The organism is Candidatus Deferrimicrobiaceae bacterium (assembly GCA_035256765.1).
Taxonomy (GTDB): Bacteria; Desulfobacterota; Deferrimicrobia; order Deferrimicrobiales; family Deferrimicrobiaceae; genus CSP1-8.
In genome coordinates this window covers 1-18,233 of record DATEXR010000262.1, presented here as the reverse complement: position 1 = coordinate 18,233, position 18,233 = coordinate 1, and the positions used below count along the sequence as shown (strand labels likewise).

14 protein-coding genes are annotated in these 18,233 nt (G+C 63.6%); 3 read left to right on the top strand and 11 right to left on the bottom strand.

The genetic code is table 11. The annotated features are described in order from the left end of the window. From VJ307_08900 to VJ307_08865, 8 genes are all read right to left on the bottom strand, one after another. Nucleotides 1-1,086: PAS domain S-box protein (locus VJ307_08900; protein ID HJX74261.1), on the bottom strand; the 1,086-nt coding region annotated here is incomplete at its 3' end. Between the two features lie 2 nt (nt 1,087-1,088). After that, on the bottom strand, nt 1,089-2,300 hold the full coding sequence (locus VJ307_08895; protein ID HJX74260.1) for a type II secretion system F family protein: 1,212 nt from the start codon (nt 2,298-2,300) through the stop codon (nt 1,089-1,091). A 21-nt stretch (nt 2,301-2,321) separates the two neighbouring features. Further along, the gene (locus VJ307_08890) at nt 2,322-3,425 is read right to left on the bottom strand and encodes a type IV pilus twitching motility protein PilT (protein HJX74259.1); all 1,104 of its coding nucleotides are present in this window, start codon (nt 3,423-3,425) and stop codon (nt 2,322-2,324) included. A gap of 25 nt (nt 3,426-3,450) precedes the next feature. Next, nucleotides 3,451-5,139 carry a type IV-A pilus assembly ATPase PilB gene (gene pilB / locus VJ307_08885; GenBank protein HJX74258.1) on the bottom strand — a complete coding sequence of 563 codons (1,689 nt, stop codon included), beginning with the start codon at nt 5,137-5,139 and terminating at the stop codon, nt 3,451-3,453. 68 nt (nt 5,140-5,207) lie between these two features. Then, nucleotides 5,208-6,110: a shikimate dehydrogenase gene (locus tag VJ307_08880; protein HJX74257.1), complete on the bottom strand. Its 903-nt coding sequence runs from the start codon at nt 6,108-6,110 to the stop codon at nt 5,208-5,210. Next, nucleotides 6,107-6,703, bottom strand: coding sequence for an HNH endonuclease (locus VJ307_08875; protein HJX74256.1), 597 nt, complete (start codon nt 6,701-6,703; stop codon nt 6,107-6,109). Before VJ307_08875 ends, VJ307_08880 begins: the two co-directional genes overlap by 4 nt. Before the next feature lie 32 nt (nt 6,704-6,735). Further along, nucleotides 6,736-8,256, bottom strand: a complete 1,521-nt coding sequence (gene selA / locus VJ307_08870; protein HJX74255.1) for an L-seryl-tRNA(Sec) selenium transferase — start codon at nt 8,254-8,256, stop codon at nt 6,736-6,738. A gap of 9 nt (nt 8,257-8,265) precedes the next feature. Continuing rightward, nucleotides 8,266-8,931: a GntR family transcriptional regulator gene (locus VJ307_08865; protein ID HJX74254.1), complete on the bottom strand. Its 666-nt coding sequence runs from the start codon at nt 8,929-8,931 to the stop codon at nt 8,266-8,268. Nucleotides 8,932-9,083: 152 nt separating this feature from the next. Between VJ307_08865 and VJ307_08860 the strand changes: the two genes are divergently transcribed. After that, the gene (locus VJ307_08860; GenBank protein HJX74253.1) at nt 9,084-9,881 is read left to right on the top strand and encodes a sugar phosphate isomerase/epimerase family protein; all 798 of its coding nucleotides are present in this window, start codon (nt 9,084-9,086) and stop codon (nt 9,879-9,881) included. Between the two features lie 233 nt (nt 9,882-10,114). On the opposite strand, the gene VJ307_08855 is transcribed toward VJ307_08860, so the two are convergent. Genes VJ307_08855 through VJ307_08845 form a run of 3 tightly spaced genes read right to left on the bottom strand, consistent with a single transcriptional unit; the run spans nt 10,115 to nt 14,043 of the window. Continuing rightward, the gene (locus VJ307_08855) at nt 10,115-11,413 is read right to left on the bottom strand and encodes an HD-GYP domain-containing protein (protein HJX74252.1); all 1,299 of its coding nucleotides are present in this window, start codon (nt 11,411-11,413) and stop codon (nt 10,115-10,117) included. Further along, a complete protein-coding gene (locus VJ307_08850; GenBank protein HJX74251.1) occupies nt 11,388-11,744 on the bottom strand; it encodes an STAS domain-containing protein in 357 nt (118 codons plus the stop codon). The genes VJ307_08855 and VJ307_08850 overlap by 26 nt, the downstream gene beginning before the upstream one ends. A 4-nt stretch (nt 11,745-11,748) precedes the next feature. Beyond that, nucleotides 11,749-14,043 carry an ATP-binding protein gene (locus VJ307_08845; protein ID HJX74250.1) on the bottom strand — a complete coding sequence of 765 codons (2,295 nt, stop codon included), beginning with the start codon at nt 14,041-14,043 and terminating at the stop codon, nt 11,749-11,751. A gap of 108 nt (nt 14,044-14,151) precedes the next feature. Here VJ307_08845 and VJ307_08840 point away from each other — a divergent pair, with 108 nt between their 5' ends. Together VJ307_08840 and VJ307_08835 are read left to right on the top strand one after the other, a co-directional pair. Next, nucleotides 14,152-16,629, top strand: coding sequence for a TIGR03960 family B12-binding radical SAM protein (locus VJ307_08840; GenBank protein HJX74249.1), 2,478 nt, complete (start codon nt 14,152-14,154; stop codon nt 16,627-16,629). A gap of 1 nt (nt 16,630) precedes the next feature. Next, entirely contained in the window at nt 16,631-18,160 is a 1,530-nt protein-coding gene (locus VJ307_08835; protein ID HJX74248.1) for an Rne/Rng family ribonuclease, read from the top strand. The last annotated feature ends 73 nt before the right edge of the window (nt 18,161-18,233 follow it).

Genomic DNA, 18,233 nt, shown 5'->3' with positions numbered 1-18,233 from the left:
CAGCTCGGGGACCTCGCGAAGCATCTGGGAGGACCCGGTGATGGAGGCCAGGGGATTCCGGATCTCGTGGGCGAGTCCCGCGGCGAGTTCCCCGACCCCCGCCAGCCGGTCGGCGATCCGGATCCGCTCCTCCATCTGCTTGACCGGCGTGAGGTCCTGGAAGATCACGACACTGCCGATCACGGTACCGTCCGCGTCTTTCATGGGGGAGGAGGAGAAACCGAGGTAAATTTCGGCGCCGTCCGAACGGCGAAAGACGAGTTCCGGCCGCGGCATCAGCGATTCGGAGCGCTCATAGCCCAGGTCCAGCCCGGAAAGGACCTCTCCCACCGGTCTCCCCGTGACCTCTTCCTTTCCGACGCCGAGAATGGAGCATGCGGTGTCGTTGATCAGGCTCACACGGTCCTGGGTGTCCACGGTCACGATCCCGGAAGGGATGTTCTCCACGACGTGCTTGTGGAACGTCTCCAGTTTCTGCAGCACGCTTTCCCTTTCGTGCATCCGTTTGCGGGCCGCGCGGATGTCCTCCCCGAGAATCCCGGCCAGTACCCCGGTAAGGAGGAATCCGAGGGAGTTAATGAAACTCGGGCGAAGGAAATGGGACCACCCGATGGGCGAAGGATCGACGCCGGGGGGGACCAGAACCCCCTTCATCTGCAAAAAGAGGAGCGAGACGTAGGTAACCGCGGAAAGGGCCGCCCAGATGATCGCCCCCTTCATGTACAGCTCCAGGCTTCCGAACAGGATGATGATGATGTACATGAAGGCGAAGACGCTGTCGTAGAGTCCGGTCGCAAAAACGATGAGGGAGACGAACGCCACGTCCACAACCGCCTGGAGGAGAAGAAACAGGAAAGGGAGCTCGCCGCCCCTCCAGAAGGCGTACCGGGCAATCAGCCACCCGTACGACAGCACGACGGCGATATACAGGTGCTGGAACCCGCCGGGCAGGCTGAGCGCGGGCTCCAGGATCTGGACGGAGACCGCAGACACCAAAAGAGCGAACGTGACCCCGGAGCGCAGCAGGAGGAGATTCCTGCCTTTCGGCTCCTCTTCTTTCAGGTCCCGGATGGGGACCGGGGACAAGCCTACCCTCCCACGACGCCAGCCAGTTTGAAGATGGGGAGGTACATCGCGATGACGAGCCCTCCGATGACCACCCCGAGGAAGATCATGAGCATCGGCTCCAGGAGGGAGGTCAGCGCCCCTACCGCCGCATCGACTTCATCGTCGTAGAAATCCGCGATCTTGGTGAGCATCGCGTCGAGGGCGCCCGTCGCCTCTCCCACGCCGACCATCTGGGTCACCATGACGGGGAACACCTTGCTTTCCGCGAGCGGCTCCGAGATCGTCTTTCCCTCGCTGATGCTCGTCCGGGCTTTCATGACGGCCTCTTCGATGATCTTGTTCCCCGCGGACTTTGCCACGATGTCCATCCCCTCCAGGATCGGGACGCCGCTGGCGACCATCGTCGCCAGGGTCCGGGCGAACCGGGCCACCGCGATCTTCCGGATGAGGTCGCCCAGGATCGGCAGACGCAGGAGCAAGCGGTCGATGTTGCGGCGTCCCGTTTCCTGGCGATAGTACCAGCGGATCGCGAAGACGACCAGGACGATGAACATGATGAAGACCAGGAAATATTTCCGGGTGTACCCGCTCAGGGCCAGGACGATCTGGGTCGGGACAGGCAGGGCTTGGCCGAAGTCCGCGAACATGTTCCCGAATATCGGGATCACGTACAGGAGCAGGACGACGGTCACGATGACAGCGACCGCGAGGATCGTTGAGGGATACACCATCGCGCTCTTGATCTGCTTCCCGAGCTTCATCGCCTTCTCGATGTAGGCGGCGAGTCGCGCAAGGATCGTGTCGAGGATGCCCCCCACCTCCCCGGCGGAAACCAGGTTGACGAAGAGATCGTCGAAGACCCTCGGGTGCTTCCCCAGCGCGTCGGCGAAGGTCGACCCGCTCTCCACGTCCTCCTTCACCCTGAGGATCACCTTCTTGAACCCGTCGTTCTCCTGCTGCATGCCGAGGATGTCCAGACATTGGACCAGCGGGAGCCCCGCATCGATCATCGTGGCGAACTGCCTCGTGAACACCGCGAGTTCCTTCTTCGATACCTTCCCCCTCTGCCACGGCAACGTGATGCGCAGGTCCCGGGGTTTGGTCTTCACCTTGACAGGGACAATCTGTTGCCGGCGGAGTTGGGCGATGACGAACGCCTCGTTCGGCGCCTCGATCTCCCCCGTCATCGTTCCGCCTACCCTCGTCTTCCCTTCCCACATGAATTTCGCCATTGTTTCCTCCGCGCTCTGTTCCTATGCATTCTTCCCTTGGGCAATCTTCACCGCGGCCGCGGCTGACGTCGACAACAGATTCCGGAATTCCTCGGGGTCGGAGCTCCTCCCGACCGCATCGTCCAGCGTGATGCTCCGCCTGAGGTAGAGGGCGAGCAGGGACTGGTTCATTGTCTGCATCCCGAACTTCGCCTGCCCTACCTGCATCTGGGAATAGAGCTGGTGCACCTTCTCCTCCCGGATCAGGTTCCGGATGGCGGAGTTCGGGATCATGATCTCCAATGCCACGACACGCCCGCCGCCGGACGCCTTGGGAATGAGGATCTGCGAAACCACCCCCTCGAGGACGAAGGACAGCTGGGCGCGGACCTGGGGCTGCTGGTAGGGGGGAAAAACATCGAGGATGCGGTTGATCGTCTGTACGGCCGAGTTCGTGTGCAGGGTGGCGAATACGAGATGCCCCGTTTCCGCGACGGTCAGGGCCGCCTCGATCGTCTCGAGATCGCGCATCTCGCCGATGAGCACGACGTCCGGGTCCTGGCGCAGGATGTACTTCAGGGACTTTTTGAAGCTCTGCGTGTCCGCATTCACCTCCCGCTGGTTGACGAGACACTTCTTGTGGGGGTGCAGGTACTCGATCGGGTCCTCCACCGTGACGATGTGCTCCTGACGCTCCGTGTTGACCTTGTCGATCATCGCGGCAAGCGTCGTCGACTTTCCCGAGCCGGTCGGCCCCGTCACGAGGACGAGCCCCCTTGGCTTCTTGCACAGATCCTTGACCACCGAAGGCAATCCCAGTTCTTCGAACGACCGTACCCTGAACGGGATCGTCCGGAACGCTCCGGCCACGGCCCCCCGCTGCATATACAGGTTCGCACGGAACCGGCTCAAGCCCTTCACGCCGAAGGAGAGGTCGAGCTCCCATTCCTCCTCGAACCTTTGCTTCTGCGCCTCCGTCAGGATGCTGTAGCACAGCCGCTTCGTGTCCTGCGGCATCAGGGGTTCGGCCGGCATCGGGATGAGCCTCCCGTCGACGCGGATCGTGGGCGAGACCCCGGTCGTGATGTGGAGGTCCGATGCTCCCTTTTCGTACATCATGCTCAGAAGTTCATGCATGGAAATCATCGAATCCGTTCTCCCTCCTGCCGATTTAGTCCGGAGCCGTCACCCGCAGAATCTCTTCGAGCGTTGTCACCCCTTCTTCGACCTTCGTCAGGCCCGACTGCCGAAGCGTCTTCATGCCCAGCCGGATCGCCTCGCGCTTGATGTCGAGGGCCGACCCGCCGCGCAGGACGAGATCCTTGATCTCCTCCCGGACCGGCATCGCTTCGTACAGGGCCACGCGCCCCCGGAACCCTGTCGTGTTGCACTCGTCGCACCCCTTTCCCCGAAGCAGCCGGGCATGCTTCAGCCGGTCGGGTTTCATTCCGGCGTCGGACAACGCCTTGGGGGGGATCTTCATTTCCTCGCTGCAGTGGGTGCACACTCTCCTGGCCAGCCGTTGAGCCAGAACCAGGTTGAGCGACGTGGAGACGAGGAACGGCTCGATCCCCATGTTGAGCAGCCGGGAGACCGTGCCGGGGGCGTCGTTCGTGTGGAGGGTGGAGAGAACGAGGTGGCCGGTGAGGGCCGCCTTCACGGCGATCTCGGCCGTCTCGTAGTCGCGGATCTCCCCCACCATGATGATGTCGGGGTCCTGCCGAAGGAAGGACCGGAGGGAGCCCGCGAAGGTGAGTCCGATCTCCTCCTTGACCTGCACCTGGTTGATCCCGGCGAAGTTGTACTCCACCGGATCCTCGCACGTGGAGATATTGTCGGTCGTCTTGTTCAGGTCCGTGAGGGCGGAGTACAGCGTCGTCGTCTTCCCCGAGCCGGTGGGGCCGGTGACCAGGACCATCCCGTAGGGCCGGTGGATCGCCTCCATGAAATCCCTCAACTGGTCCGGCTCGAACCCGAGCTTGCTCATGTCGAGCTGCAGGGAGGATTTGTCCAAGAGGCGCAGGACGGTCTTTTCCCCGAAGATCGTGGGCAGGACGGAGACGCGGAAATCCATCTCCTTCCCCTTCCCGACTTTCAGCTTGATCCTGCCGTCCTGCGGCAGCCGCCGCTCCGCGATGTCGAGGGAGGCCAGGATCTTGAGCCGCGAGCAAATGGCGTTGCGCATCTTCAGCGGGGGGCGCATCACCTCGTACAGCACGCCGTCGATCCTGTACCGGACGCGGAACTCCTTCTCGTACGGCTCGATGTGGATATCCGAGGCTCTCCTCTTGATCGCGTCCGTCAGGACGAAGTTGACGAGTTTGACGACGGGGGCGTCGTCCACCCCGCGCTCGATCTCGGAGACGTCGACTTCTTCCTCCCGGACGACCTCCAGTTCGTCGTCCAGCTCCGAGATGATGTCCTTGAACTCGAGGGACTGGTCGAAGAACTTGTTGATGGCGGCCGTGATCTCCCTCTCGGAGGCGAGCACGAGTTCCACGGAGTATCCGGTCTTGAACCCGATGGCATCCAGGATCGCCATGTTGGAGGGGTCCGCTACCGCGACGATCAGCTTCGCCCCCACCCGGTTGATCGGAAGCGCCAGGTTTTTCTGGACCATGTCCTCGGGCAGGAGGCGGACCACTTCCGGGTTGATCTCGTACTTGGACAGTTCGACCACGGGGATGTTGAACTGCCTGCCGAGGAAAGACAGCAGTTCGGGCTCCTTGATGGCCCCCGCTTTCACGAGAAGCGAGCCGATCCGCTCCCTCGTCCTTTTCTGGGTATCGAGCGCGGTCAGGAGCTGCTCCTGGGTGATGAGATTCCCCTTCAGGAGCATTTCCCCGATTTTGGTTGCCATTACGGACAATTCAAATTCACCTAATTATATCTAATTTACGCATAATTTATAAATTTGATAATCCCCTGTCAAGCGCGAATCCCCCTTCCGGGTCCTCTGCCGGCCAGCACCTGCCGTGCGGTAGCCAGGAATTCCTCCCCCGGGACCTCGATCCCCGTCCAGGCAGCGAAGCTCAATGCGGCCTGGAAGGCGAGCATCGGCAAGCCGTCCATGGCGGGAATTCCCCTTCTGCGGAGATCTCTCACGAGGGCAGTCCCCCCCTTTTGATACACTATATCGACAAACCGGGTCGCTTTCTTTAGCGCATCCCCGGGAAAAGACATCCATTTCGACGTCAGGCCCAGCGAGGTGCACTGGACGATCAGGTCGGCTCCGGAAAATTCGCGGACCATCCTTCGGGGCGTAAGGTCCCCGGCGGTGATCGTGACCCGCGGGAACCTCCGGGAGAGAAGTTCCGCCAGGGCGTGCGCGCGCGCCGTTGTCCGGTTCAATATCACCAGTTCGCGCGTTCCCCCGCGCGTCAGTTCATAGCCGATCCCGCGAGCCGCCCCTCCCGCGCCCAGCAGGACGACCCGGGGAAACCGCCTCCCCCACCCCGCCCCCGCGAGCGCCGCGAGAAGACCGCGCCCGTCCGTGTTGTCGGCATGAAGCCGCCGCCCCCTGACGCAGAGGAGGTTCGCCGCCCCGCACACTCCGACCGCCTTCGAAACGCCGTCCGCAAGGACGGCCGCCTCTTCCTTGTAAGGGATCGTGACGTTCCCCCCGAGAAAGCTCCCCGCCCGGACGACCCGAAAGAAATCGGGCAACGCCCCCGGGGAGAGGTCGAACGCCACGTAGCGGAAAGGAAGTTTTCGGCGCGCGATCACGCCGTTGTGCATCGGGGGGCTCAACGAATGGGAGAGGGGATGGCCGACGAGGAAGATCAGCGATTCCGTAAATCCGCGGCCCTTGTCCCCGGAAGGCCCTCTCAATGTTCGAGTTCGAGGTTCCAGTAGGTGAAGTCGACCAGAGACAGGAAGGGGAGCCATTCCCGATGGATCGACGCGCGGGGGGAGAACGCGAACTGGGGGGCCCACTGGGGCCGCGCCGGGCGACGGATCAGACGCATCCCCGTCTGCTCCGGGAGTTCCCCTCCCTTTCGCTTGTTGCATACGAAGCAGCTGCAGACGATGTTCTCCCACGTCGTCATGCCGCCCCGGGACCGGGGGGTCACGTGGTCGAGGTTCAACTCGCTCGTCGGGAAGACCCTGCCGCAATACTGGCATGTGTTCCGGTCCCGCAGGAAGATATTGCGGCGGCAGAACCGAACGTTTCGCCGGGGGACCCGGTCGTAGGCGGTGAGGACCACCACCCGGGGCACCCGGATCATCCTGCCCACCAGGCCGATGGCCTCCTCGTTGATGTGGACGGAGAGTTCGCTCCACGAATGGAAATCGTACATCTCGTACTGGGAATTGATCGCCCGCGCGAGGCCGGCGTAGAGAAGGCAGAAAGCGCGCCGGACGCTGGTGATATGTACGGGGAAAAAGGCCCGGTTGAGAACGAGCACCCCAGTGTTAAGCATCTGCCCCTCGGCTTGCGTTTTCCAGAATCACTCTATCCACCCCTTCGCCCCGGGTCAATCATTTCCGACGGGACCGGGGCAAGCGCCGCGTCCACGAGGGCGCCGGCAAGTTCGGCGAGTTCCCCGTCCCGGACCGAGCGCATGTCGAGAAGGATCCGGCCTTTCGCGACCCGGCCCACCACGGGGGGATTCCCCAGCCTGAGCCTCGCTTCCAGCTCCTGTACGGGAACCCGCTCGTGGGACACGGCAACGCAGGCGGTGGGGATTTCGACCTCCGGCATCGCTCCGCCCCCGGGAGAGGAAAAGGAACGCTCCACGAGCATCGTCAGGACTCCGCCTCCTTCTCGTGCGTCTCCCCGAACGTCCGCCGGTCCCTCCACGGAGGAAGCATCCCGGCGCAAGGCGCGAGACTGCTCCCGTCTCACCCTCGCGACCAGCCTCCGCGCCCTCGCACGAACGGTCTTTTCCTCCTCGAGAATCATTCTCAGGACCGGAACCCGCGCGGACGCCCACCTCTCGTCCGCGTACAACCGGAGCGTGGCGGAAAGGGCGGCGAGGCAGAGCTTGTCGATCCGGAGCGCCCGGGAAAGAGGGTGCTGTTTCAACGGATCCACAAGGTCTTTCCGGCCGGCGATGATTCCGGCCTGCGGCCCGCCGAGGAGCTTGTCGCCGCTGACGGTGACGATTCCCGGCCCCTGGGCCAACGCCTGCCGGATGGTCGGTGTCCCGGGGATGCCGGCCTGCGCGAAATCGAAGACGGCCCCGGAGCCCAGATCCTCCATCACGGGGATTTTGAGCCTCTCCCCGAGAGCGGCAAGGTCGGCGGCCGTGACCTCCTCCGTGAACCCCGTGATGCGGAAGTTGGACCGGTGCACCTTCAGGAGCAGCGCCGTCGCGGGTCCGGTCGCCCTCTCGTAGTCGGCGAGCCGGGTCCGGTTCGTGGTCCCCACCTCGACGAGGTTCGCACCGCTGGCTGCCATGATATCCGGGATGCGGAAGGAGCCGCCGATCTCGACAAGTTCTCCCCGGCTCACGATCACTTCCCGGCCCCGCGCCAGTCCCGTGAGGCACAGGAACACCGCCGCCGCGTTGTTGTTCACGACGTGGACGGACTGAGCCCCCGTCAGCGCCAGGAGCATCCGCTCCACGTGCACGAGCCGCCGCGAGCGGGTTCCCCCGGCCAGATCGAACTCCAGGTTGGAATACCCCGATGCCGTGTCCGAGATGGCCCGGATCGCCTCCTCCGGAAGCGGGGCCCTGCCGAGGTTGGTGTGCACCACGACCCCCGTCGCGTTGATCACCCGCCTGAGGGGGCTCTCCTCGCCTGCGGACACCTCGGCGGGGAGGGCGGCAACCAGGAGAGAGGTCCATTCCTCGCGCGTTCGCTCCCTTCCCTTTTCCCCCAGCGCTTCGCTCCGGTAACGGTCGAGAAGCCTGCGGATGGACTCCACGACCACGCCCCGGGGGTGACGCGCAAGAAGGAAGCGGATCTCGTCGAGTGCCAGGAGGGAGGCGACGGAAGGAATCTGGCGAAGTCTGTCCGGTGCGGGCATGCCGGGGGGTTACCCCTTGGTGAGTTCCCGGAGGAGAATCTTCTTCCCGTAGAGGGCGTTCTTCTGGACGAGAGACTCCGCCAAGGCGCTGTCCTGCTCCCGGAACGCATCGATGATCTCCCGATGCTGCTGGATGATCCCCTCGACCCGCCCCGGCATCGCCATGATCAGCCGGAACCTCTGGAACTGCATCACGAGGTGCTGGACGATGGAATGAAGTTTCTCGTTCCCGCACGACCTCACGAAGATGTCGTGGAACTCGTTGTGCAGCGAGAGGACTTTCCGGACATCCTTCTTGGCGGCGGCGGCCTCCATCTGGCGGTTCACCGATTCCATCCTCTCGATGTCCTTCGGGGTGAGTTTCTTTGCCGCGGTACGCGCCGCGTACCCTTCGAGGACGGCTTTCAGATCGTAGAAATCGGCGACATCCTTGGGGGAAAGGGACGCCACGATCGCCCCTTTCCGGGGGATCACCGTGATGAACCCTTCCGATTCCAGCTGTCGGAACGCCTCCCGGATCGGAGTCCGGCTGATGCCGAATTTGTCGGCGAGGTCCGGCTCGGCGACCCGGGTGCCCGAGGCCAACTGTCCGTTTACGATCGCGTTCCGGATCGTTTCGACGATTTTTTCCCGGAGAGTCAGGTGGTTGTCGATCTGGATCTTCAGCTTCTGCATAAGGATAAGGGAGGCCCCCGGGATTGCCCGATAATGTATGCAGTATACGTCATTATGTCAAGGGATTTTCATCCGGACGGGTACCGTTCCGGTTGCGGGGAAAAGTCCGATGCGGTATCTTCTCCCGGTCCCACATGTCGAATCCCGGAGGTGTGAACCTGAAGGGCTGGACGATTCACTCCACGGTCCCGTTCCCCATGCTGGAAAAGAGGGATACGGTCATCCCTCTCTCCCGTTCCGGGGTCGGGCCGGAAATCTACCTTTCCGCAGCCACCCTCGACCGGCTCACGCCGGAAGCCGCGGAAAAGGTGTCGGAGTCGCTCCGGTCCGTGGGCATCGCCACCACGACGTTTCACGCCCCGTTCAATGACCTATCCCCGGGAGCACGCGACGAGGAGATCCGGCGCGTCAGCGCCCGACGCCTTCTGCAGGCCGTCTCCCTCGCCCCCCTCTTCCGCCCGCTGGGGATCGTGATGCATGGCGGGTATTCGGACTGGCTCTTCGACTTCGACGGGGAAGCGTGGCTTGCGGGAGCGAAGAGGACGTTCTCCGAGGTGGCGGAGGCGGCGGAACGCGCGGGGGTCGACATCTACATCGAAAATGTCTTCGACGAGGTGCCGGATCACCTCCTTCGTCTCCGCGCGGCGGTCGGGTCGAAGCGGTTGGGATTCTGCTTCGACGCGGGTCATGCCACCCTCTTCTCCCGCCTCCCCGTCCAGAAATGGATCGAGGCGTTCGGGCCGGATCTCCGGGAATTGCACCTCCACGACAACCGCGGCCTCCGGGACGACCATCTTCCCGTGGGAGAGGGATCGATCAACTTCCGCGGGGTCCTGCTCGCCGCCGGCGACGCGGGCGCAAAGCCCATCCTCACCGTGGAACCGCATCGCGAAGACCACTTCGTCCGGTCCATCTCCTCTCTGCGGGCCATCCTGGCGGATATCGCCTAGCGGTTTATTTCCCCAATAGGGCAACGTATTCATGCATGCCCCCGGGTGCCAAGGAGCGCAGCAAGCCGAAGGAGTGGGGAGCGCAGCCGTGCAGGTTCACCGCACGGCGAGCCACGAACGGAGCCCCCCTCCGAGGCTGCGGAGCGATAGCCGCCCGCGAGCCCCTGGCACTGGTAGGGGAAACGCCTCCGGGCATCGGCCCGATACGAGTCCATCATTACGAGACGCAGCGCTTAGGACAACCCTTTCAGGGTCCCGTCGAGGAACCGGAGAACTTCCCGGCGGGAGAACCCGTTCCCTTCCTTGGGGAGGAACGGAACTTTTCCGCCAACGCCGTTCAGTTCCTTGCGGAGAATGCGGAAGAAGACGCGCGCGACCCCCGGGTCGAAATGCTGATGGACGTAATCCCGGACCTCGGCGATTGCGTGCGTCAGAGGGAGACTCTTCCGGTACGGGCGGTTGGACATCATCGCGTCGAACGCGTCGGCGACCGCGATGATGCGGGCCCCGATGGGAATCTGGCTGTCCCGCTTGGCGTCCGGGTATCCGCTCCCGTCCACCCACTCGTGATGGTGTCTTGCCAGAAGGGCCACGTCCGGGTACGGGAATCGGATCTTGGAGAGAATGTCGTAGCTCCTCTTCGGATGCTTCCGCAACTCCCGTTTCTCGGCCCGGGTAAGCGAGGAAGACTTGTCCAGGATCGTCCTGTCGGTGACGATCTTTCCCACGTCGTGGAGGATGGAGGCGAAATGGATCGCCTGCACTTCCTGCTCCGGAAGTTCCAGTCCCCGCGCGATCGTCACCGACAGTCTCGCGACCCGCTCCGAGTGCCCGCGGGTGTACGGGTCCTTCGCATCGATCGCTGCCGCGAACGCGCGGATCGTATCGAGATAGATCTCCTGCATCGTCGCAAGAAGGCGTTTGTTCTCCTTCACCTGGGCCCCCAGGACATCGTTCAGGGAGGAGATCTCGAGAACCACCCGGTGATTGGAGAGATTGGCGGAAAGGAACGAGGTCATGACGCCCAGGGTCTCCCGCTGCCTCGGCGTCAGTTTCTTCCCGGTGAGGGTGGGGCCGAGGAGGAGGATGCCCAGGATCCCCTTCTTCGTCCCGAGGGGGCACAGAAACTCGACCGACAGGGCGGGCACCGCGCTCTCGATCTCGCCGACAACCTGCTTCACCACCGCGGCGGTCCCCTTTTTCCTCACCGCCATCGGTTTGCGGCTGCGGCGAAGGATCCGGAGGAGGGCCTTCGACTTCCGCACCGGGGGGATGCCCGGCGGCACCCCCCGGGACACCCGGGCGTGGAATTCGCCGTTTTCCTCCAGAAAGAGCACTCCCTTCAGGAGGGAAAAGGTCCCCAGGATGACCATCAGGGCGAGACGGAGGGACTCGTCGAGGTTGCGCGCCCGGGAGAGGCCGAAGGTGAAATCCCGGAGCGCCCGGAGCTTGTAGATGGTGCTCCTCCCTCTCTGGAGGGAATCCTTCGGGCGGCGGGCGACGGGCTCAGACGTTCTGTGCGAAGAAGGCAAGCGCCTCTGCCTCCGAATCGAATATCCGGATGTAGCGGGAAACGCCGGTCACCTGGAACAGTTCCCGGTGGATCCGGGCAAGGGAGCAGAACGCCAGGGTGCCGTTGCGCTCCCTCATCCGCTCCACGATGCCGATGAGGAAGGAGATCCCGATGCTGTTGATGAGCCTGGTCTCCCCGAACTCGAGGACAATGCCATGTTGTCCGGCTTCCAGGAGGTCCCAGACCGCGTGCTCCACCTGCTCCCCCAGGAGGTTGTTCAGGTATCCGTTGACGTACACGACGGACACCCCACCGCCCGCTTCTCGCGTTTTCACCGTCAGGTAGCTCACGTTGTCATCCCTCGTCTTTGGAAGTGATCGTTCCCTCGCCGTCCCCGGACCGGAGGTTTTTCACCATCCGGACCGTCGTGCCGTTCTCTCCCGTGATGATGTCCACGTCGTCGACCAGTTCGCTGATCAGTTTGAGCCCCCACCCCCGGCCCCGCTTCGATTCGTCGTCTCCCTTGGACGGACGGAACCCCTTGCCGTCGTCCTGGACGAACAACTCGATCCGCTCGGGGGAAAGGACGTACCGCAGGCGTACTTTCCCCGTTGTGGACCCGCTGTGCTCGAACGCGTTGATGCACGCCTCGATGATCGCCATCTTGATGCGATCCACCGTGTCCTTGTCCAGCGATGCGTAGGCCGCCACCTCCTCCGCCACCCGGGCGGCCACGACCTCCGTATCCGCTTTGATCGGGAGCACGAGCTCGAACTCCAGCGGCTTCTCCTCCCCCCGGGGTTCCGAGGGTCGTTTTTCCTCTCGTACCGTCTCCAGTTCCTCCATCCCGAACAGGTTGAGAAAAAGACGCATCTGGGTCTGGTGGGTCAGGTGTATGCCGTATCGGGACACCATTTCCATGACCGTGGAATCCGCGGCTCCGTCGAAGATGATCCATTTGCGGAGCTGGCCCGGTTTCAGGCTTTTCTCCAGGCTCAACAGCCGGCACCGGTTCTCGAAATGTTCCACCGCGGTATGCGTGAGCGTTTTCTCCGAGTGGACGTCCACGGCCCAGATCACCAGATTCTCCTCGGAGAAGTCCCCCTCGTGGAATCCGTAGGCGACGAGGTCGAAGTCGAACCGGCTTCCGTCCCGGCGGGTCCTGTACCCCGTGGATACCGAACTGACCTTGGGGAGCCGCATCGTCCCCGGGTCCTTCTCCAATCCGATCATAACCTCGAGCAGCCCCTTCCCGCCGAATTTCTCGCGGAACCGTCCGAATTCGAACAGGAGCGTGGGGACCTCCCGGCAGTCCCAGCGACGCATCATCTCCTTCGCCAGCGCAGCGCTTCTCTCGCGCTCCTCCCGCCCTTCCTCCAGGGGAGAGCGGGAGATCTTCGCCTGCACGATGGCCGCCGCGACCTGCGAGGTGTTCTTCCCCTGGACGCCGCGCTCGAAAGCCCAACCGAGAAAATCAGCGAGGACGGGATCCCGGAGGAACTGGATATGCTCGAAGTCGGACTTGAGCAGCCCCTTGAATTCGAGGGCCGAAAGGATCTCGTTCCCCTCCTCCGGCGTGGACCCCATCAGCGAGAACGCCCCCTCGAACGTGTCGATGGGGAAATGGTCGCAGATGACCCGTTTCAGGAACCTGACGGCCCGGGCCCGGCTCATGCGGTCCGGGATGGCGTTCTCGAAGAATTCCCGCCAGTACCGGTTGAGTTTCCCTTCGGTCACGGAGAGAGCGTACAGGTTCTCGAACCCCACCTCGTCTTCGATCTGCGCGTTCCGGAAGGAAACCTCCTCGGCGAACATCCTCTGGTAGATGGGGACATGTCCGAGGCGGGCGGCCGCGCGACTCATGAGTTTCTCCGGCATCGCAATGTTCCTCCTCTCGAAGAGAGGAATCCACGCCTTCATCGAGTTTTCCTGCGAGAGCCCGCCCACCTCGATCAGCTGGAACGAGCCGTAGAGGCCTTCGCGCTTGAGCGAGGACGTGACGTGCCCGGGCGAGGAACCGGAGATGATCATCGGGAAATGGCCGGACTTGATGTGGGGGCGAAGGATGGAAAAGATCGCCCCGTCGGGCATGTTCTGGAGTTTAATCGTATACTGGAAGTCATCGAAGAGGAAAACCGGGTACCACAGGTTCCCGCCCGTTGCGAAGGGGAAGGAGAAGGCGTTCGCCAGGGCGGAAAGCCCGTCCCCCTTGTCCGAGTATCGACGGTGGGCGGAGAGAAAATCCCGGCATTCCATGTGCCCGAGGGCGCCGAGACTCTCGCACAGCGCATCCAGGTCGAACGCCGCTGGGGGCGATTCGCCCAGAAAGGCGAGAAGTTGCCAGAGGTATTCCTGGAGGAAGTGCTGGGAGAGCGCCAGCGGGTGGGACAGGATCTTGCTGAACGAATAATAGAACGGGAAGGGGCGCGGTGGCGCGGTGGCCCCGGTCACCGATTGGAGTTCCGTTTTGAGCTTCAGGAGGAGGGACGATTTTCCGATGTTCGGAGGGCCGTAGATGAGGACCGAGGAACCGATGCCGGACTTGCCTTCGAGGCACACTCGCAGCAGCGCGGTCAGTTCCTCCTCGCGGCCGAAGAACTCCTCCGGGCGAAACGAAGATTCGGCCCCATAGCTCCACAGGAGGCGCACTACGCGAATCCCAGGTACGAGATCATCATCTGGATAATGTAACGTGAATGAGTTGATTTTTCAAAAACATAATGGAAACGCAAGAAAATGAGAAACATTCCTCCTTCCGTGAAGAAACCGTCGCGGTACAGCGGCGCCGAGGTAAGACCCCCGCTCCGCCCTTGGGAAGAGGCGGAAACCCGTGTCCTCCTCGGTTTCCCGGACGTCTACGAGATCGGGATGTCGCATCTGGGCATCCTCCTCCTCTACGAAATTTTGAACGCGCGGCGGAAAACGCTCTGTGAGCGGGTGTTCGCCCCCTGGAGGGATATGGAGGAGCATCTGCGGGCCACGGGGTCCCCCCTCGTCTCGCTCGAATCCGGGAAGCCCGCCGGGGATTTCGACGTGCTCGGGTTCTCCTTGACCTACGAACTGACCTACACGAACGTGCTCTCCATGCTCGACCTGGCCGGGATCCCCCTCCTTGGCGCGAACCGCAGGGAGACCGACCCGCTCGTCCTGGGGGGAGGCGTCTGCACCCTCAACCCGGCGCCCGTGGCGGAGTTCTTCGACGCCCTTTTGGTCGGCGACGGTGAGGAGGCGATCCTGGAGATCATCGACCGTGTGGAGGATCGGAAAAGGAGCGGTGGAAAGCGGGACGCACTGCTCCGGGAGCTGTCGGGGATCGAAGGGGTCTACGTTCCGGGGATTTCCGCGGCCGTTTCCCGGAGGGTTCTTCCCGACCTTTCCCTGTCGCCCCTCCTCCCCTCCCCCATCCTGCCGGCGATGCGTGTCGTCCACGACCGCCTGAGCGTCGAGATCTCCCGCGGGTGCACCCGCGGCTGCCGGTTCTGCCAGGCGGGGTACGTCTACCGGCCCGTTCGGGAGAGGGATCCGCTGCTCCTGCTGCGCTATCTGCAGGAGACCGCGCCGAAGACCGGATTCGACGAGGTCGGCCTGCTCTCGCTCTCGGCCGCGGACTACGGCTGCATCGACCGGCTGATCTCCGACGCCATGGAGACCCTCTCCCCCGAGAGAATCTCCGTATCCCTCCCGTCCCTTCGGCTGGACGCACTCCGGGAGAACACCGTGCGCCAGATCCGCAAGGTCCGGAAGACCGGCTTCACCCTCGCCCCGGAGGCCGGAACGGAAAGGCTGCGCCGGGCGATCAACAAGGAGATGGACGAAGGAGACCTCCTGCGCTCCGCCGAGTGGATTTTCGCCAACGGGTGGCAGACGCTCAAACTCTACTTCATGGTGGGGCTCCCGGGGGAGACGGCGGACGACGTGCGGGCGATCGGCGACCTGGTCAGGAAGGTTTCCGCAATCGCCCGCCGCCACGGGAAGCGGAACACCGTGACCGCGAGCGTGTCCTCCTTCGTCCCGAAGCCCCACACTCCGTTCCAGTGGGAACGTCAGATCGGAAGCGGGGAGATCAAGGAGCGCGTGGGGATCATCCGCGCGGCGGTCCGGCGGGACCGGAACGTCGAAGTCAAGTTCCACTCGCCGGAGATTTCGGAACTGGAGGGTGCCTTTTCGCGCGGAGATGCGCGCCTCGGGGCGGTGATCCTCGGCGCCTATCGACGCGGAGCGAGGTTCGATGCGTGGACCGAGGAATTCCGCCCCGAAGCGTGGCGCGAGGCCTTCCGGGAGGCGGGGATCGACCCCGCCGGGTACCTCAGGGAACGGGACCCGGCCGATCCGCTGCCCTGGGATATGGTGGATGCCGGGATCGAGCGGGCGTTCCTGCTGTCCGAGCGGGAGAGAATGCGCTCGGGGGAGACGACACCCGACTGCCGCACGGAAATCTGCTCGGCGTGCGGCGCATGCCCCCCGGGCCTGTCCAACGTCACCTACTCCGCCGGGACGGGTCGGGTCGACCGGGGGGAAGCGCATCCGCCGGCGCCGGAACAAGCCCCCGCCAGGGAGGGCGGTTTCCGTCATATCGTGCGCATCCGGTACGCCAAGGAGGGGCCGGCCAGGTACCTGAGCGGACTGGAGGTCCAGTCCCTCTGGGGTCGCTCCCTGCGGCGGGCCGGCTTCCCCGTCGCCTACAGCCAGGGGTACAACCCCGCCCCCCGGCTTTCCTTTTCGCATGCCCTCCCCGTCGGCACGGAGAGCCTCGCGGAGTTCGTGGAGGCGGAGTTCTTCCCTCCCGTCCCGCCGGCCGATATCGAAAGGAAGCTCCCCCCCTTCCTCCCCCCCGGCATTGCCGTGAGGGAAGCCCGGCAGGTGCCCCCGGGAGCCCCGCGGATCTCCGAGTTCGACCTGTCCTGCCGCTACGCCATCCTCCCGATCCCACCGCACGGGATGCCGGTGGAGATCACGCCGGAACGTGCGGAGGCGGCGTGGCGGTCTTTCCTCGACTCCCGGGAATTCCCGATGACCGTAACAAGGGAAGGGAGCAGATCCGAGATCGACCTGAAAACCCTGGTCAGTAATTTCCTGGTGAACGGGGACGGTTTCTTCATTACAATCGTGCATGGAACCGGGAAAGGCGCCCGGCCGCTCGACGCCGCCGGGACAATTCTGGGGTCTTCGTTTCCCCCCGACCGGTTCTCGGCGAAGAAACTGTCGGCCGAACTCGTCCCGCGCCGGAAGGGATAAGGTGCAAAAAGGAAACAAACTCATCGTCATCAACTCCGCACCGTACGAGACGCGTGTCGCGACGCTCGAGTCCGGCATCCTCGTCGAGTTCCTCCTCGAGCGCGGCGACGACAGGAACATCATCGGCAATATCTACAAGGGGAGGGTCATCCGGGTGCTCCCGGGGATGCAGGCCGCCTTCGTGGACATCGGCATGGAGAAGGCGGGCTTCCTGTACGCCGGCGATTTCGTCACGCCGGAGATCAGTTTCGACTCCGACGAAAACGGGGACGAGGACTTCGCGCAGGAAATCGATGTCCACGCGGCGCGGTATCCGCAGGAGCAGTACATCCCCCCGATCGAGGGGTTGATCCGCGAGGGGCAGCATCTCATCGTGCAGGTGGCCAAGGAACCGCTGGGAACCAAGGGGGCGCGGATCACCAGCCACATCACCCTCCCCGGCAGGTATCTCGTCCTCCTCACCTGGTCCGGGCACATCGGCATCTCCCGCAGGATCGAGGACCCGGAGGAACGGGAGAGGCTCCATGCGATCGTGGAAAACATCCGCCTGGACGGGATGGGGTCCATCGTCCGCACCGCAGCGGAAGGAAAAACGGAAGGCGAACTGAAGACGGACATGGATTATCTGGTCCGTCACTGGGACACGATCCGGAAGAAGAGCGAGTCGGTAAGCGCCCCCGCTCTCATCCACCGGGAGCTCTCCCTCTCCCTCCGGGCCGTGCGCGACCTGTTCACCGCGGACATGGACCGGATCGTCGTCGATTCGGAGGAGGAATACGTCCGCATCCAGGACTTCGCCTCGCAGTTCTTTCCCCGCCTGCGGGATCGGATCGAGCTCTATCCGGGGCAGCAACCGATCTTCGAGCATTACGGCATCGAGATCGAGCTTGCCCGGGCTCTCGACAAGAAGGTGTGGCTGAAGAGCGGCGGCACCATCGTGATCGAGCAGACCGAGGCGCTCACCGTCATCGACGTCAACACGGGAAAGTACGTGGGCCGCTCCTCCCTCGAGGAGACGACCGTCAAGATCAACCTCGAGGCGGTGAAGGAGATCGTCTACCAGCTCCGGCTGCGCAACATCGGCGGGATCATCATCATCGATTTCATCGACATGAAGAACGAGGAGAACCGGGAGAAGGTGTACCAGGCGCTCATCGATGCCCTGCGCGCCGACAGGAGCAAGACGACCATCTGCAAGATATCCGAGCTCGGCCTCGTGGAGATGACGCGCAAACGCGTGCGGGAGAGCCTCGTCCGGTCGCTTTCGGAGGAATGCCCCTACTGCTCCGGGGAAGGGATCATCAAGTCGAAGAAGACGATCTGCTATGAGATCTTTCGCTCCCTCGAGCGCCAGTCCCCCATCCTGTCGGGGAAACAGGTCTCCCTGTACGTGCACCCGGCGCTGGCGGAGGAGATGTTCGGCGAGCACCGCCGGTTCATCGAGATGCTCGAGACCCGGTTCGGGATGAAGGTGAACATCTCCGCTTCCGAGAAGTTCCACGTCGAGCAGTTCCAGATCGAGCACTCATGAGCAAGGGTTCTCTCCCGCCGAAACGGCTTGACTTGGGGGGAGCGGTTTTCATACGCTTGTTGTTCGCGAACGC

Bases quoted from the DNA above. Each gene is read 5' to 3' on its own strand.
- selA (HJX74255.1), bottom strand. From the start codon at position 8,256: ATGCCCGCACCGGACAGACTTCGCCAGATTCCTTCCGTCGCCTCCCTC.
- VJ307_08875 (HJX74256.1), bottom strand. From the start codon at position 6,703: ATGCTTAACACTGGGGTGCTCGTTCTCAACCGGGCCTTTTTCCCCGTA.
- VJ307_08895 (HJX74260.1), bottom strand. From the start codon at position 2,300: ATGGCGAAATTCATGTGGGAAGGGAAGACGAGGGTAGGCGGAACGATG.
- pilB (HJX74258.1), bottom strand. From the start codon at position 5,139: ATGGCAACCAAAATCGGGGAAATGCTCCTGAAGGGGAATCTCATCACC.
- VJ307_08890 (HJX74259.1), bottom strand. From the start codon at position 3,425: ATGATTTCCATGCATGAACTTCTGAGCATGATGTACGAAAAGGGAGCA.
- VJ307_08865 (HJX74254.1), bottom strand. From the start codon at position 8,931: ATGCAGAAGCTGAAGATCCAGATCGACAACCACCTGACTCTCCGGGAA.